Raw genomic sequence first — 14,427 nt, 5'->3', positions numbered from 1 at the left:
CGGCGAACCCCTTGCTGCGGTCCTGGGTCAGCGGCAGCGTCGCGATGCCCTGGATCTCCAGGATCACCGGGTTGGACACACCCTTGTCCTTCAGCGTCTTGCCGATGTAGGTGCCCGCGGCCACGCCCATGCCGTAATTGTCCCCCCCGATCCAGGTGCGGTACGAGAGCTTGTCGGGGAAGACCCGGTCCAGGTTGATCACCGGGATGCCGGCGTCCATCGCCTTGCGAGCCACCTGGTTCAACTGCTCACCATCGTTGGGCAGGATCACCAGCGCGCCCACCTTGGCGGCGATCAACGACTCCACCGCCGAGATCTGCTGGTTGATGTCATTGGTCGGCTCGACCGGCTTGAACTCCACATCCGAGTACTTCTTCGCCGCGTCCTGCGCGTTCTTGGTGATCGCCGCGATCCAGCCATGGTCGGCCGCGGGCGCCGAGAACCCGATGACGACCTTGGTACCCGGCTGGTCGTTGTCGGTGCCGCCCGAGTTCGCCTGCGGGGCGGCGGCGGCCGAGCTCGCGGCGGGCGCCGGCTCGTTGCTGGTGCAGGCGGCGACGAGGGCTCCCGCGCCGACGACGGCTCCGCTGACGAGGAACCCTCGCCTGGCGACGCGCTTGTCCATGATCATTTTCTCCTTCTGGTACAGGGGGTCGCCGGCCCTCGGCGCGAGAGGCGTTCCGGGGCAGCGGTGGGGACGACCTGGCGGTGACCCGCCTATGTGCGCGATTCCAGGCTCCGCCGCTGGAGCAGCACGGCGATCACGATGATCAGGCCCTTGGCGATGAGCTGGTCGCTGGTGTTGAGGCCGTTGAGGATGAACAGGTTGGTGATGACCGTGAAGATCAGCAGCCCGAGGATCGAGCCGATGATGGTCCCCCGGCCACCGGTGAGCAGGGTTCCCCCGATGATGACCGCGGCGATCGCGTCCAGTTCGTACAGATCGCCGTGCGTGCTGGAGCCCGTGGTCGTACGGGCCATGATGAGCACCGCGGCGATGCCGCAGCACAGGCCGGACAGCGCGTACAGCGTCATCGTGTGACGCCGCACGTCGATGCCGGCGAGCCGGGCGGCCTCCGGGTTGCCGCCGACCGCGTAGGTGCGCCGCCCGAACGTCGTGCGGTTGAGCACGAGCCATCCAATGGCGACCACCAGCGCGAAGATGTAGACCAGCAGCGGCAGGCCGAGCACCCGCGTCGTGGAAAGCTCCACGATGGCGTTGTTGTCCGGCTGCACGAGCTGGGTCCTGCGGTCGGACATGCGCTGCGCGAGACCGCGCGCCGCCACGAGCATGGCGAGCGTCGCGATGAACGGCACCATCCGCCCGTAGGAGATCAGGAATCCGCTGACCAGCCCCGCGCCGGTTCCGACCAGGATGGCGCAGATGGCCATCACGACCGGCCCGTACGCCTGGGTGGCGAGCGTCGTGGCCCACACCGAGGCCAGGGCCATGACCGCACCGACCGACAGGTCGATGCCGCCGCCGATGATGACGAAGGTCATCCCGACCGTGATGACGCCGATCGTCGAGGCCAGGGCGAGGATGCTGACCAGGTTCGAGGAGGTGGCGAAGCTCTCGGGGGTGGTGACCAGGCCGACCACCGCCAGCAGCGCGAGCGCCACGACCAGGCCGAGGTGGCGGGCCTGACCCATCCGGCCCAGCACGCCGGGACCCGTGGCCGCGGTCGCCCGCGCCTGGTTCTCGACGCGGGCGTGCTCGTCGGCGGGCGGCCGGGCGTCCTCGGGCACCTGTTCGCCGGCGGCGCCGAGGTCCCGTGCGGGCGGGTCGCCGACGTCGCCGGGAGTGCCGCTGTCCGAGGCGCGTGCGTCCGTCACAGCGCGCTCCCTTCCATGATCATGTCAAGGACGCGCGGCTCGTCGAGGTCGCGCGCGTCCGACTCGTGGATGACCTTGCCTTCACGCAGGACCAGGACCCGGTCGGCCAGGCCGAGCACCTCCGGGACCTCGCTGGACACCAGCAGCACTCCCACGCCCTCGTCGGCCAGCCGCCGGATCACGGCGTACAGCTCGGCGCGGGCGCCCACGTCGACCCCACGGGTCGGCTCGTCGAGGAGCAGCAGTTTGCGGTCCTCGACCAGCCACCGGGCGAACACGGCCTTCTGCTGGTTGCCGCCCGAGAGGGTCCTGACCGGGCGGTCGGGGTCGCCGGGACGGATGTCGAGCGTCTCGACCAGGCGGGCGGCCGCGGTGCGCTCCTGCCCGCGATCCATCCAGCCCAGTCGCGAGTACTTCTTCAGCCCGGCGATGGTGATGTTGCGGGCGACGGTCTCGTTCATCAGCAGGGCCTGCGACTTGCGCTCCTCGGGCGCGAGTCCCATGCCGAGCCGCACGGCCCGACCGGTGCTGCCGGGCGGCACCGGGCGGCCCGCCAGCACGACCCGACCCGAGGCCGCCTTGCGGGCTCCGTAGACCGTCTCGACGATCTCCGACCGGCCGGACCCGACCAGGCCCGCCAGGCCGACGATCTCGCCCTCCCTGATGCTGAAGGAGACGTCGGCGAAGCGGCCGGGCAGCGTCAGGCCCTCGACGCGCAGCACCTCGGCGTGCTCGTCGTGGGCGCCGGGCGCCGGGCGCGGGGGGAACACGTACTCCACGTCCCTGCCCGTCATCAGCGACACGACCGTGGAGGTCGGCGTCTCGCGCGCCGGAAGCCCGACGGCGGCCGTCCTGCCGTCCTTGAGCACGGTGACCCGGTCGCCGATCTCGCGGATCTCCTCCAGGCGGTGGGAGATGTAGACGACCGCCACGCCCTGCGCCGTCAGGTCCCTGATGACGCGGAACAGGTTGGCGACCTCGTCGTGGGCCAGCGCGGCCGACGGCTCGTCCATGACGATCAGCCGGGCCTCGTGGGACAGGGCCCGCGCCATGCTGACGATCTGCTTGCCCGCGGCCGGCAGCCGCCCGACCTCGGTCCGGGGGCGCATCTCGCCGTGCCCGAGCCGGTCGAGCAGCGCGGCGGCGGCCCGGTTCATGTCGCGTCTGCGGGTGAAGCCGAACGCGGCGTGCTCGTGGCCGAGGAAGATGTTCTCGGCGATCGACAGGCCGTCGACCAGGTCGAGCTCCTGGTAGATCGTCGAGATGCCCGACCTGATGGCCGCGATGGGCCCGGCGAAGCGCACCGGCTCGCCGCCGAAGGTCACGGTGCCCTCGTCCGGGCGGTGCGCGCCGGCGAGGATCTTGATCAGGGTGGACTTCCCCGCGCCGTTCTGCCCGAGCAGGCAGTGGACCTCGCCGGCCCGGACGTCCAGGTCGACGCCGTCCAGGGCGCGCACGCCGGGGAACTGCTTCACGATCCCTCGCATGACCAGCAGGTCGCTCACAGGGCCTCCGAAGTGGGTCGGGTAGTGGTTCTGGTCGGAACGGAAGTGCGGTGAAGATCGGTGAAGGACACAGCCGGACGGTGGGGGGACGGGGTTACGAGGCGCTGAACACGTGGTCGCTGATCAGCCGGGCTCCACCGATGATCCCGGCGGTGTCGCCGAGCTCGGAGAGCACGATGGGCAGGTTCCCGGTCGCCAGCGGCAGCGACCGGCGGTACACGACGCTCCTGATCTCCGCGAGTAGTACGTGGCCCAGACGGGCCACGCCTCCCGCGATGATCACCAGGCCGGGGTTGAAGAAGCTGACCAGGCCGGCCATCACCTGGCCCACCTGCCGCCCGCCCTCCCGGATGAGCTGGAGGGCGGCCCGGTCGCCGAGGGTCGCCGCCGCGGCCACGTCCTCGGCGGACAACCTGCCGCCCAGCGCCAGCCGCTCGCCGAGGTACGGCGAGCTCGGGGCGATCCTGACCGCCTCCCTCGCCAGCGCCGCGCCGCCGAAGTACGCCTCCAGGCACCCCGTGTTGCCGCAGGTGCAGGGCGGTCCCTGGTCGTCGACCCGCATGTGGCCGATGTCGCCGGCGCTGCCCGAGACCCCCCGGTAGATCTTGCCGTCGACCACGATGCCGCAGCCGATGCCGGTGCCGATCTTGATGAGCAGGAAGTCGTCGACCTGCTTGGCCAAGCCCGCGTGCAGCTCGCCCAGCGCCATGAGGTTCACGTCGTTGTCCACCATGGCCGGGCAGCCGAGCTCCTGGCTGACGACCTCCCTGACCGGGTAGCGGTCCCAGCCGGGCATGATCGGCGGCGCGAACGGGACGCCGTCGCGGAAGCTCACCGGGCCGGGCACTCCGATGCCGGCCCCGTGGAGCTGAGTGAACAGCCCCTGCTCGCGGAGCTTGGCGAGCAGCTCCATCGCCAGGCCCAGCACGGTGGCGGGACCCTCGCGGACCTCGCACGGCTGGCTCACGTGGCCGAGGATCTCCAGCTCGCCGTTGGTGACGGCCACGTCCACCGAGGTGGCGCCGATGTCGATGCCGGCGAACCTCAGGTGGGGAGACAGCCGGACCATCCCCGACCGCCGGCCGCCGCGCGAGGCCGCGAGCCCGGCCGGCTCGATCAGGCCCGTCTCGATGAGACGGTCCAGCTCGAGGTTGAGCTTGGAGCGGGAGAGCGAGACGTCGTCCCCCAGCTCCGCTCGCGACCGGCCGCCCTCGCGCAGCAGACGGAGCAGGGTCGCCTGGTGCACGTTGTCCGGCCGTACGGGCATGCGTTTCACAGCGCCTCCGCACGGAGTGTGGTGACGCCGAAGCTAGACCACCCGCGCCGTGCTGAAAAGCACTTTTTGATGACAATCAGTAACTTTCGCTGTTATCAACAAAAGCACGTGACGCACGTCACCTTAACTGTTCACTACGGCCGACCTGCGGGGCAGCCGCACCCGCCGCCCCATGTGAACGCTAACTCCACCGGCGCCACCGAAGCCGGATCATCTCCTCAGCACCCCGAAACATCGGAGCTATCGGGCGCCGAATCACAGGCACGCCGGGCCACGCGGCCGCGGGACACCGAACCAGGCCCGGCCATGGAAGCCGCGGAGACACCGAAGCCGCGCGACCACGGCGGACACCCGTGATCGCGCGGCCTGGAGAACACACGGCCCGGGACGCACGCGCCCTGGCGGCTCACGGGCCGCCGGGGCGGACCCCGTCAGAGCATGGCCGTCAGAGCATGGCCTTCATGGACGCGGTCGCCTGCTCGCCCAGCGTGGTCGGGCGCACATAGGGCTCCTCGGCGAGGATGGCCTCCCAGTTGTCGCGGATCGCCTCGATCGTCAGGTCGTCGGTCCGCCACCCGGGCCCCTCGGCGACGAAGACGCGGGCGACGCGCCCGGCGCCCACGCTGAAGACCTCGCCGCTGGTCTGGCAGCTCTCGTGGGCGAGGAAGGCGACCAGCGGGCTGACGCGGTCGGCGGTGAACCTCTGCTCGAACTCGGCCGGCAGCAGCGACTCGGTCATCCGCGTCCAGGCGATCGGCGCGATGGCGTTGGCCTTGATGCCCGCCCGGGCGCCCTCGATGCCCAGGGTCTTGGTCAGCCCCACCAGCCCCATCTTGGCGGTGGAGTAGTTGGCCTGGCCGAAGTTGCCGAACAGGCCGGCCGGGGAGGAGGTGTTGACGATGCGGCCGTACCCCTGCTCCTTCATGTGCGGGAACGCCGCACGGCTGACCAGGAACGACCCGCGCACGTGCACGGCGAGCACGGCGTCGAACTCCTCCACGGCCATCTTGCCGAGGGACTTGTCGCGCAGGATGCCCGCGTTGTTGACCACGATGTCCACCCGGCCGAACGCGTCGCGCGCGGTCTGCACGATCGCCTCGGCGCCCTCGGGCGTCGCCACGTTGTCGGCGTTGGCGACCGCCTCGCCGCCGTTCTTGGCGATCAGCTCGACGACCTCGGCCGCGGGCCCCGTGGACGCCCCGGTGCCGTCGAGCGCGCCGCCGAGGTCGTTGACGACGACCTTGGCGCCGCGTTCGGCGAGCAGGATGGCGTGCGACCTGCCGAGACCGTGCCCGGCCCCGGTGACGACCGCGACCTTCCCGTCGAACCTCAGTTCCGACATGCGCCCACCCTTCGAGGAGAAGCCAGGAGAACAACATTCTAGAAAGCTGGCTTCACAATATCGCGCGGCGCCCTCGCGCCCCAGACCCCGGCGCCGCGCCCTCCCGCCCCGGACCACGCCGGCGCCGCGTCCTCCCGCCTCAGCCGCTGGCGCCGCGCTCTCGCGCCTCAGACCCCGCCCACGTTCCGACCCTCGGGATCCCGGCGACCCAGCGTCACGGCGCCCGATCGCCCGCCCGTTCTCGCCGTCGCGGGGGCCGGAGAATCGAGGCCGCACCAGCGCGAGGACGATGTAGCGGATAGTGATCGGGTGGCTGTGATTCTGCTATAGTTTCTGCCCCGCAAGGGCGAGGGTCGGCGTCGACCCCCAGCTTCGCTGGGCCCCGTCCGCGACCCCCCTGGGCTGGAGGCCTCGCATGCCCGCACAGCCGCCCCTCCGCGTCATCCAGTGGGCCACGGGCGCCGTCGGCGGCTATGCGCTTCACAGCGTCATCACCCGGCCCGAGTTCGATCTCGTCGGCGTGCTGGTGTACGACCCCGGCAAGGTGGGCCTGGACGCCGGGGGCCTGGTCGGGCTCCCCGAGACCGGCGTGCTGTGCGTGGACGACGTCGACCGCGTCATGGCCACCGAGGCCGACTGCGTGCTGCACATGCCCCTGCCCGCCGCCTACTTCGGCGGCGACTACGCCGCCGACCTGCAGACGGTCTGCGCGCTGCTCGCCTCGGGCAAGAACGTCATCACCACCACGGGCTTCATCTACCCGCAGGTCTACGGCCAGGCCGTGGTGGCGCAACTCGAGTCGGCGTGCCAGGCCGGCGGCACCTCGGTGTACGGCACCGGCATCAACCCCGGCTTCATGAGCGATCTGCTGCCGCTCGCCCTCACCGGCCTGTCGACGCGGCTGGACCACATCTACGTGCGCGAGTCGTCGGACTATCTCGGGCACCCTTCGCGGCAGATCGTCATGGACCTCATCGGCTTCGGCCGCCCCCCAAAGGACTACGCGACGGCCGTGCGCCCCTTCAGGGCCGTCCAGCGCGCGTTGTTCTCCGAGAGCGTCCAACTCGTCGCCGAGGCGCTTGGCGTCGCGCTGGACGAGGTCGAGGAGAGCGACGAGTTCGAGCTGGCGGCGGAGGAGTTCGAGATCACCGCCGGCGTCATCGCCCCCGGCACGGTCTGCGCCTCGCGGTGGGTCTTCTCCGGGCTGGTCCGGGGGCGGCCGTTCATGACGGTGGAGTGCGTCTACAAGTCCGACGCCGCCAAGGTCCGCCGCTGGCCCGAGCCCGGCTTCGCCATCCACATCGAGGGACGGCCGCAGCTCATGCTGAAGATCGACGAGGTGTCCCACGGCCTGGCGGGCGCCGCCGCGCACGCGGTCAACTCGATCGCCTCGGTCTGCGCGGCCCCGCCCGGCATCCGCACCCTCCTGGACCTCCCCCTCGCCACCGGCCGCGGCGCCACCCGCCTCCCCTGACCCCGCCGTACGGCGGGACACCGGTCCGCGTCAGGCGTCAGGACAGGTGGGAGACGATCTCGGTGAGGCGGGTCTTCTGGGCGGTGGCGGTCCGGCGGGCCAGGGCGACGGTGGCGGCGTCCTTGCCCTCGTCGCGGGCCTTGTCGGCCAGCCGGGCCCCGTAGTCGGTGTGCCGGGCGAGCGTGGTCAGCCACAGGCGGTCGAACGCCGGGCCCGAGCGTCCCTTGAGCGCGAGAAGCCGGGCCGGGGTCAGCATGCCCTCCATCTGGTGCACCGGAGGCTTGTCGGAGTCCGGCACCGTGAACTGCCACATCCGCAGCGAGACCGCGAGCTCCTCGACCTGCGCGGCCTCCTCCCCGGTCAGGCGCCCGGCCAGCCCCCGCACGTAGGGGTCGCGGCTGCGGCCGGGGACCAGCCGCGCCAGCGTGACCCCCTGGCGGTAGTGCAGGATCATCTCCCGGCGGAACAGCACGTCGGTGAGGTTGTAGGGCAGGTCGTCGTAGGACGCGGCCACCTTGACCGCCCCGCCGTCCGGCGCCGCGGCGCAGCCGCTCGCCGAGACCATGGTGACCAGCCCGAGCACGGCGGCCACACCGGCCACGGCGACTCCTCTTGCGCCCATCACCGCATCCCCTCACCCTGGACGATCGCGCTTCCTCCGGGGGATACGGGCGCAGGGCGCCCGGTGTTCACCGCTCGCCGGTCACGGCGCCGCCGGGTACCAAAGGTCGGGCTCGTCGGGGCCGGCGGCCGGGGCGCGGCGGACGCGTCCCCGGGCCTCCAGGTACACCAGGTGGGCGAGGGTCTCGTTCGTGGCGGCCCTGCGCATGAAGGCCGGGATGGTCTCCCACGGCCGCGACCAGGTGAGCCGGGTGGTGAGGTCCCAGCAGGCCGCGCCGGGCGTCCGGCCCACCTCCGCCTCGATCTCGGCGAGCCTGCGGCCGTGGTGGGCGGTCACATAGTCGACCCGGTCGGCCAGTTCCAGGAAGCGGAACTCGTGCGCGGGCAGCACCTCGTCCACCGGAAGGTCCCGGACGGCCGCCAGGGCGCCGAGGTAGTCGGCGAGCGGGTCCGGCGCCGACTGCGGGTGGACGGCGACGATCGGCGTGATCCTCGCCAGCACGTGGTCCCCGGAGAACAGCACCCGCCGGGACGGGGAGACGAAGCACAGGTGCCCGGGCGAGTGGCCGGGCGTCCAGGCGGCCCGCAGGTCCCACCCGGGCAGGCCGAGGAGCTCGCCGTCCCCGATCAGCCGGTCGGGCTTGGCCATCGTCACGTACTGCCGGATCATCTTGGACGCCCCGCTCAGCTCGTCCACGCTCACCGGCGGCACGCCGCTGCGCACGAGCTGGGCCCGCTCGCGCTCGACCAGCGCGTCGAGCCTGGTCTCGTCGTAGCGCTCGTGCAGCAGCGCGGCGTCCGCCGGGTGCAGGCCGATCCACGCGCCGGACGCCTCGCGTACCCGCCCGGCCAGGCCGTAGTGGTCGGGGTGGATGTGGGTCACCAGCACCGCGCGCACGTCGGTCATCGCGTACCCGGCCACGCCGAGCCCGCCAGCCAGGGCCCCGTACGCCTCCTCGGTGTTCCACCCGGCGTCGATGACCGCCACCCCGTCGGGGAGCTCCAGGGCGTACACCAGCACGTACCTGAGGGGGTTGATCGGGATCGGCACCGGGATGGACCACAGCCCGGGGCGCACCCGCTCGACCTCGGGCATCGCGCCGCCGATCCAGGCGTCCCGCTGTGCCGGGTTGGCCGGGGTGACCCGCCTGCCCGGCTCGGCCGCCGCCTCGACGGCCGGTCCCGCCCCCTGCTCGCCCATTCCGCGCTCCCTCCGGCGACCTTCGACGCCTCCGCCGGGGCCGTGCCCGGACCGGCGTCGTAACCGAAATCCGGGACCTGACCCCCGAAACCCTCACAACGGACAACCGACGCCACGATTGTGCACCGCTCACCGAATGTTGTTCTACTCGGGGTGTGCGGTGGCCGTCACCGTCCTGGGATGGACGCCTGACTCCGCGTCGGGCGCGGCCGGCGGCAGCCGCAGGTACAGCGGGGCGGACAGCAGGATCACCAGGGCCGCGACCCACCAGGCGGCGGCCGTGCCCGCCCCGGACGCCAGCAACCCCAGGCCCAGGACGCCGACCGTCCCGCCGAGCTGTAGCTGAAGCGAGTCCACCGACATCAGCGTCGCGCGCCGGGAGGAGGCGACCCGCCGGTGGAGCATCTCCGCGCGCACGATCTCGGCGACCGAGACCCCCGCGAACATCACCACGTAGGCGGCGCAGGCGGCCACGATGCCGGCCGTCCCGGACAGCGCCACCGACGCCGCCAGGGACGCGAACGCCACCGCGCCGGCCGCCGTCCCGGCGACCGCCGCCGGCACCGGCCCGCGCAGCAGCCGTGCCACCCGGGGGGCCAGCCAGGATCCGAGGCCGCTGGCGCCGAACCCGGCCGCCGCGACGACGGCGTACACCGAACCGCCGGACTCGGCGGAGCCGGTCAGCGCGGCGAGCCTGCCGGGGGTGAGCATCTCGATGGCGCCGAGGCCGATGCCGATGACGAAGGCCATGAACAGCAGGCGGCGCAGCCCCGGCCGCCTGAACGCCAGCCCCAGCCCGGCGCCGACGGTGACCGGCACGTCGCGCAGCACCGACCCGAGGGAGGTGCGCGGACGCGGCGGCTCGGGCATCGCGAACAGCACCACGACGAAGAGCACGGCCGCCGCCACCGCCGCGGCCACCATGGGAGCGGCCAGGCCGCCGGGCGCCACCAGCGGCAGGGCACCACCGATGAGCGTGCCGGCGCACAGCGACGCCGAGCCCATGGCCTCTCCCTTGCCCAGGCCGGGCTTGAGGTCGGCGTCGGGGCCCTCGGCGGCGTGCAGTGCGTCGACGTACCACGCCTGCGCGGGCCCGCTGGCGAGCGCGCGGGCGACGCCCTTGAACACCGCCACCACGACGAACGCCCAGAACGAGCCCGCGACGGCCATCAGGCTCATCGCCACGACGCTGAACAGCGCCGAGACGGCGAGCACGGTGCGCCGCCCCACGACGTCGGCCAGCCCGCCGGTGGGCAGCTCCATGATCACCGCGGCGGCGGAGAACACGGCGGTCACGACCCCGACCTGCGCGAGGGTCAGGCCGCGCGAGGTCATCAGCAGCACCATCGAGGCCATCATCAGGCCGGGCGGGAACCAGGTCAGAAAGCTGACGAGCAGGTAACGCCGCAGCGCGGCGCGAGCGGAGATCCTCGGGCGGCGGGTGGGACGGGCGCTGGTCATCCGGTGTACCCCCTGGTCGGGAAGGCGGCGAAGTGGAGCATGACCGCCTCGGCCGCGGGATCGGCCGCGTCGGCGGCCTCCAGCTCGTGGATCATGGCCGAGACGCGCTCGTGAAGCAGCGTCACCGACGCGGGGGTGAGCCGGGCGTAGTGGTCGGACATACCGGCGGCGGCGATCCACTCGGGCCCCCAGGAGTCGCGGTCGCGCTCGAACGCCGCGCGGTCGCCTGCCAGCGCCTCGAACTGCCGCTCGCGCATGAACCCGGCCGCCTCCCGCCCCTCTGGGGTGCCGCCGATCTCCAGTTCGTCCCAGGCGGTGTAGCGGTGCGCCGAACGCCAGCGGCGCTCACGCGCGTCGCGCCGCTCGGGATCCTCTTCGACGAAGCCGTACCTGGCGAGCTGCCGCAGGTGGTAGCTGGTCGAGCCCGAGCTCTCGCCGAGCCGGGCGGCCAGTTCGGTGGCGGTGGCCGGGCCGTCGAGGCGCAGGGCGCCGAGCAGCCGCACCCGCAGCGGGTGGGCCACGGCCTTCAGAGCCCGCGGATCGCGGACGTGGTAGACGTCGGACTCCTCGCTCTCATCGCTCATGTCGCCAAACATAACTCTGCAAAGTTCTATTTGCAAAGAAATGTTTGCGGAACTCGTCGCCACCCTCCCGGGAGATGAAACTTTCAGCCGCGGCCCGGCCCCGCCCGACGCCCGCAGCCGGGCGGGAGCGAAGCGTCCGGCCAGACGGCACACCTAGGCGGCGGGTCGCGCGCCGTGCCACAGAAGCGGGGCCGCCACGGGCCGCGCCCCGATCCATTGACGGCCCGGACACACGTTGGAAACATCGCGGGCACCGACGTCTATGGGAGCGCTCCCACATCCGGTTCCCTCAGACCCTCCGACCTTGACACCTGGGGATATCGCGTGATCAGACCATCCCGGCGATGGGCGGCCTCACTGGCCCTCACCGCGGCGGCCACGCTGGCCGCGTCCGCCCTGTCCAGCCCGGCCGCCCAGGCGTCCGGCGCGAACACGGCGCCCACCAAGGCACGGGCCGCCGTCGCGAACGCCGACCCCGACGGCCCCGAGCAGATCCACAACGGGACCTTCGACAGCGGCAGCGACCCCTGGTGGCACACCGACAACATCACCTTCGACACGACCGGCGGACGGCTCTGCGCCGACATCCCCGGCGGCACGGTCAACCCGTGGGACGTCATCATCGGCCAGAACGACATCCCTCTCGTCCAGGGCGAGACCTACGCGTTCTCCTTCTCGGCCTCCGGCGACCCGTCGAGGGTCGGCAAGGCGATGGTGCAGATGCCCGTCGACCCCTACACGGCCTACGTGACCGCCAACCCGGAGCTCACCCCGGCCGGCGGGAGCTTCCACTACACCTTCACCTCACCGGTCGACCTGGCCACCGGCCAGGTGGTCTTCCAGATCGGCGGCAGCGCCACGCCGTGGCGGTTCTGCATGGACGACGTGAGCCTCAAGGGCGGCGCCGACCCTGAGGTGTACGTGCCGGACACCGGCCCGCGCGTCCGCGTCAACCAGGTGGCCTACCTGCCCAAGGGCCCGAAGAACGCCACCGTGGTCACCGAGGCCACGACCGCGCTGCCCTGGAAGCTGAAGAACGCCGCAGGCACCGTCGTCGCCTCCGGCACCTCCACGCCGCGCGGCGTGGACGCCAGCTCCGGGCAGAACGTCCACTCCGTCGACTTCGGCGCCTACACCAAGGCGGGCGCCGGCTACACGCTGACGGCCGACGGCGAGACCAGCCGGCCCTTCGACATCGGCGCCGGCGCCTACGAGACGCTGCGCTCCGACGCGCTGAAGTTCTACTACCCGCAGCGCAGCGGCATCGCGATCCGCGACGACCTGCGCCCCGGCTATGGCAGGCCGGCCGGCCACGTCGGCGTCGCGCCGAACCAGGGCGACACGAACGTGCCCTGCCAGCCCGGCGTCTGCGACTACACCCTTGACGTCTCCGGCGGCTGGTACGACGCGGGCGACCACGGCAAGTACGTGGTCAACGGCGGCATCTCCGTCGCCCAGCTCATGAGCGAGTACGAGCGCACCAAGAACGCCCCGACGGCCAAGCCCATGGGCGACAACGCGCTCGCGCTGCCGGAGAGCGGCAACGGCGTCCCCGACATCCTGGACGAGGCTCGCTGGGAGCAGGACTTCCTGCTGAAGATGCAGGTGCCGGACGGCAAGCCGTACGCGGGCATGGCGCACCACAAGATCCACGACGAGAACTGGACCGGCCTGCCGCAGCTGCCGCACACCGACGCGCAGAAGCGCCAGCTGCACCCGGTCTCGACCGCCGCCACGCTGAACCTCGCCGCCACGGCCGCCCAGGCCGCCCGGCTGTTCGCCCCCTACGATGCGGCGTTCGCCGCCAGGAACCTGACCGCCGCCCGCAAGGCGTGGGCCGCGGCCAAGGCCAACCCCGCCGTACTCGCCTCCCCCTCAGACGGCACCGGCGGCGGCACCTACGACGACGCCGACGTCAGCGACGAGTTCTACTGGGCCGCCGCCGAGCTCTACATCTCGACCGGCGAGAAGGAGTTCCAGGACTACGTGCTGGCCTCGCCGCAGCACACGGCCGACATCTGGGGCGAGCGCGGCTTCGACTGGGGCCACGTCGCCCAGCTCGGCCGGCTCGACCTGGCCACCGTCCCGAACGCGCTGCCCGGCCGCGACCAGGTGCGCGCGTCAGTGGTCGCCGGAGCCGACAAGTACCTGGCCACGCTGACCGCGCACCCGTACGGGGTGCCCTACAACCCGGCCACCTATGACTGGGGCTCCAACAACCTGGTGCTGAACAACATGGTGGTCATGGCCGCGGCCTACGACCTCACCGGCACGCGCAAGTACCGGGACGGCGTCCTGCAGGGCATCGACTACATCTTCGGCCGCAACGCGCTGAACCAGTCCTACGTCACCGGGTACGGCGAGGTGAACTCGCACAACCAGCACAGCCGGTGGTACTCCCACCAGCTCGACGCCACGCTGCCCAACCCGCCCAAGGGCACCCTGGCCGGCGGCCCGAACTCCGGCATCCAGGACCCGCTCGCGGCCGAGAAGCTGAAGAACTGCAAGCCCCAGTTCTGCTACATCGACGACATCAACTCCTGGGCCACCAACGAGCTGACGATCAACTGGAACTCGCCCCTGTCGTGGGTCTCGGCCTTCGTCGCCGACCAGGGCGACGGCACGGTCAAGGCCCCCGGCAAGTGCCAGGTCACCTACACCACGCACGGGCAGTGGCCGGGCGGGTTCACCACCCAGGTGACCGTCAAGAACACCGGCTCCACCGCGGTGAACGGCTGGAGCCTCGCGTGGTCGTTCCTCGGCGGCCAGCAGGCCGGCCAGTCCTGGAACGCCGGGCTCACCCAGAGCGGCGCGAAGGTGACCGCGAAGAACGTGGCCTCCAACGCCAAGATCGGGGCCGGGCAGTCGATCACCTTCGGCTTCCTCGGCACCAACCCCGCCGGCGCCAACCCCAACCCCGACCTGTTCACCCTCAACGGAGCCGTCTGCTCCTGACCTGCGTCCTCACCGTCCGCCGGGCCGCCACCTCACGAGGTGGCGGCCCGGCCGTCGTCCGGGAGCCCGCCCGGCGGCGCCTCCCGCCGACCGGGCTCCCGGACGACGGGCTCCCGGACGACGGCGCCTCCCGCCGGCCGGATGCCGTCACGCCCGCCGCGCGGCCTTGGCT

General features: G+C 72.1%; 11 protein-coding genes. 2 read left to right on the top strand and 9 right to left on the bottom strand.

The annotated features are described in order from the left end of the window. The 5 genes from ACWEN6_RS35635 to ACWEN6_RS35615 form a co-directional block, all read right to left on the bottom strand. A partial coding sequence (locus ACWEN6_RS35635; protein WP_452576423.1) for a substrate-binding domain-containing protein occupies positions 1-625 on the bottom strand: 625 nt, incomplete at its 3' end. 92 nt (positions 626-717) lie between these two features. Next, positions 718-1,836 (bottom strand): ABC transporter permease, encoded by a 1,119-nt coding sequence (locus ACWEN6_RS35630; protein ID WP_452576422.1) that lies wholly within the window; start codon positions 1,834-1,836, stop codon positions 718-720. Beyond that, positions 1,833-3,341 carry a sugar ABC transporter ATP-binding protein gene (locus ACWEN6_RS35625; RefSeq protein WP_452576421.1) on the bottom strand — a complete coding sequence of 503 codons (1,509 nt, stop codon included), beginning with the start codon at positions 3,339-3,341 and terminating at the stop codon, positions 1,833-1,835. Before ACWEN6_RS35625 ends, ACWEN6_RS35630 begins: the two co-directional genes overlap by 4 nt. Positions 3,342-3,435: 94 nt before the next feature. Next, a complete protein-coding gene (locus ACWEN6_RS35620) occupies positions 3,436-4,608 on the bottom strand; it encodes an ROK family protein (RefSeq protein WP_452576425.1) in 1,173 nt (390 codons plus the stop codon). A 454-nt stretch (positions 4,609-5,062) separates the two neighbouring features. Continuing rightward, the gene (locus ACWEN6_RS35615) at positions 5,063-5,959 is read right to left on the bottom strand and encodes an SDR family oxidoreductase (protein ID WP_452576420.1); all 897 of its coding nucleotides are present in this window, start codon (positions 5,957-5,959) and stop codon (positions 5,063-5,065) included. 415 nt (positions 5,960-6,374) lie between these two features. Between ACWEN6_RS35615 and ACWEN6_RS35610 the strand changes: the two genes are divergently transcribed. Next, the gene (locus ACWEN6_RS35610) at positions 6,375-7,433 is read left to right on the top strand and encodes an NAD(P)H-dependent amine dehydrogenase family protein (protein WP_452576419.1); all 1,059 of its coding nucleotides are present in this window, start codon (positions 6,375-6,377) and stop codon (positions 7,431-7,433) included. Between the two features lie 37 nt (positions 7,434-7,470). Here the strand turns inward: ACWEN6_RS35610 and ACWEN6_RS35605 are convergent, their stop codons facing one another. The 4 genes from ACWEN6_RS35605 to ACWEN6_RS35590 all read right to left on the bottom strand — a co-directional run bounded on the left by ACWEN6_RS35605 (position 7,471) and on the right by ACWEN6_RS35590 (position 11,300). Beyond that, positions 7,471-8,034, bottom strand: coding sequence for a DUF305 domain-containing protein (locus ACWEN6_RS35605; protein WP_452576418.1), 564 nt, complete (start codon positions 8,032-8,034; stop codon positions 7,471-7,473). Between the two features lie 102 nt (positions 8,035-8,136). Then, positions 8,137-9,255, bottom strand: coding sequence for an MBL fold metallo-hydrolase (locus tag ACWEN6_RS35600; protein WP_452576417.1), 1,119 nt, complete (start codon positions 9,253-9,255; stop codon positions 8,137-8,139). Between the two features lie 144 nt (positions 9,256-9,399). Next, positions 9,400-10,716: an MFS transporter gene (locus ACWEN6_RS35595; RefSeq protein ID WP_452576416.1), complete on the bottom strand. Its 1,317-nt coding sequence runs from the start codon at positions 10,714-10,716 to the stop codon at positions 9,400-9,402. Continuing rightward, entirely contained in the window at positions 10,713-11,300 is a 588-nt protein-coding gene (locus ACWEN6_RS35590; RefSeq protein WP_452576415.1) for a winged helix-turn-helix domain-containing protein, read from the bottom strand. The genes ACWEN6_RS35595 and ACWEN6_RS35590 overlap by 4 nt, the downstream gene beginning before the upstream one ends. Positions 11,301-11,624: 324 nt before the next feature. On the opposite strand from ACWEN6_RS35590, the gene ACWEN6_RS35585 reads away from it, so the two are divergent. Next, positions 11,625-14,255 (top strand): glycoside hydrolase family 9 protein, encoded by a 2,631-nt coding sequence (locus ACWEN6_RS35585; protein ID WP_452576414.1) that lies wholly within the window; start codon positions 11,625-11,627, stop codon positions 14,253-14,255. Positions 14,256-14,427 lie beyond the last annotated feature (172 nt).

The sequence above is a fragment of the Sphaerisporangium sp. NPDC004334 genome (assembly GCF_053602655.1).
The sequence above is the reverse complement of the archived record's forward strand: the minus strand, read 5'-3'. Positions and strand labels throughout refer to the sequence as shown.

Coding starts and splice junctions, on each gene's coding strand:
- ACWEN6_RS35620 (WP_452576425.1), bottom strand. CDS start 4,608: ATGCCCGTACGGCCGGACAACGTGCACCAGGCGACCCTGCTCCGTCTG.
- ACWEN6_RS35615 (WP_452576420.1), bottom strand. CDS start 5,959: ATGTCGGAACTGAGGTTCGACGGGAAGGTCGCGGTCGTCACCGGGGCC.
- ACWEN6_RS35610 (WP_452576419.1), top strand. CDS start 6,375: ATGCCCGCACAGCCGCCCCTCCGCGTCATCCAGTGGGCCACGGGCGCC.
- ACWEN6_RS35600 (WP_452576417.1), bottom strand. CDS start 9,255: ATGGGCGAGCAGGGGGCGGGACCGGCCGTCGAGGCGGCGGCCGAGCCG.
- ACWEN6_RS35595 (WP_452576416.1), bottom strand. CDS start 10,716: ATGACCAGCGCCCGTCCCACCCGCCGCCCGAGGATCTCCGCTCGCGCC.
- ACWEN6_RS35590 (WP_452576415.1), bottom strand. CDS start 11,300: ATGAGCGATGAGAGCGAGGAGTCCGACGTCTACCACGTCCGCGATCCG.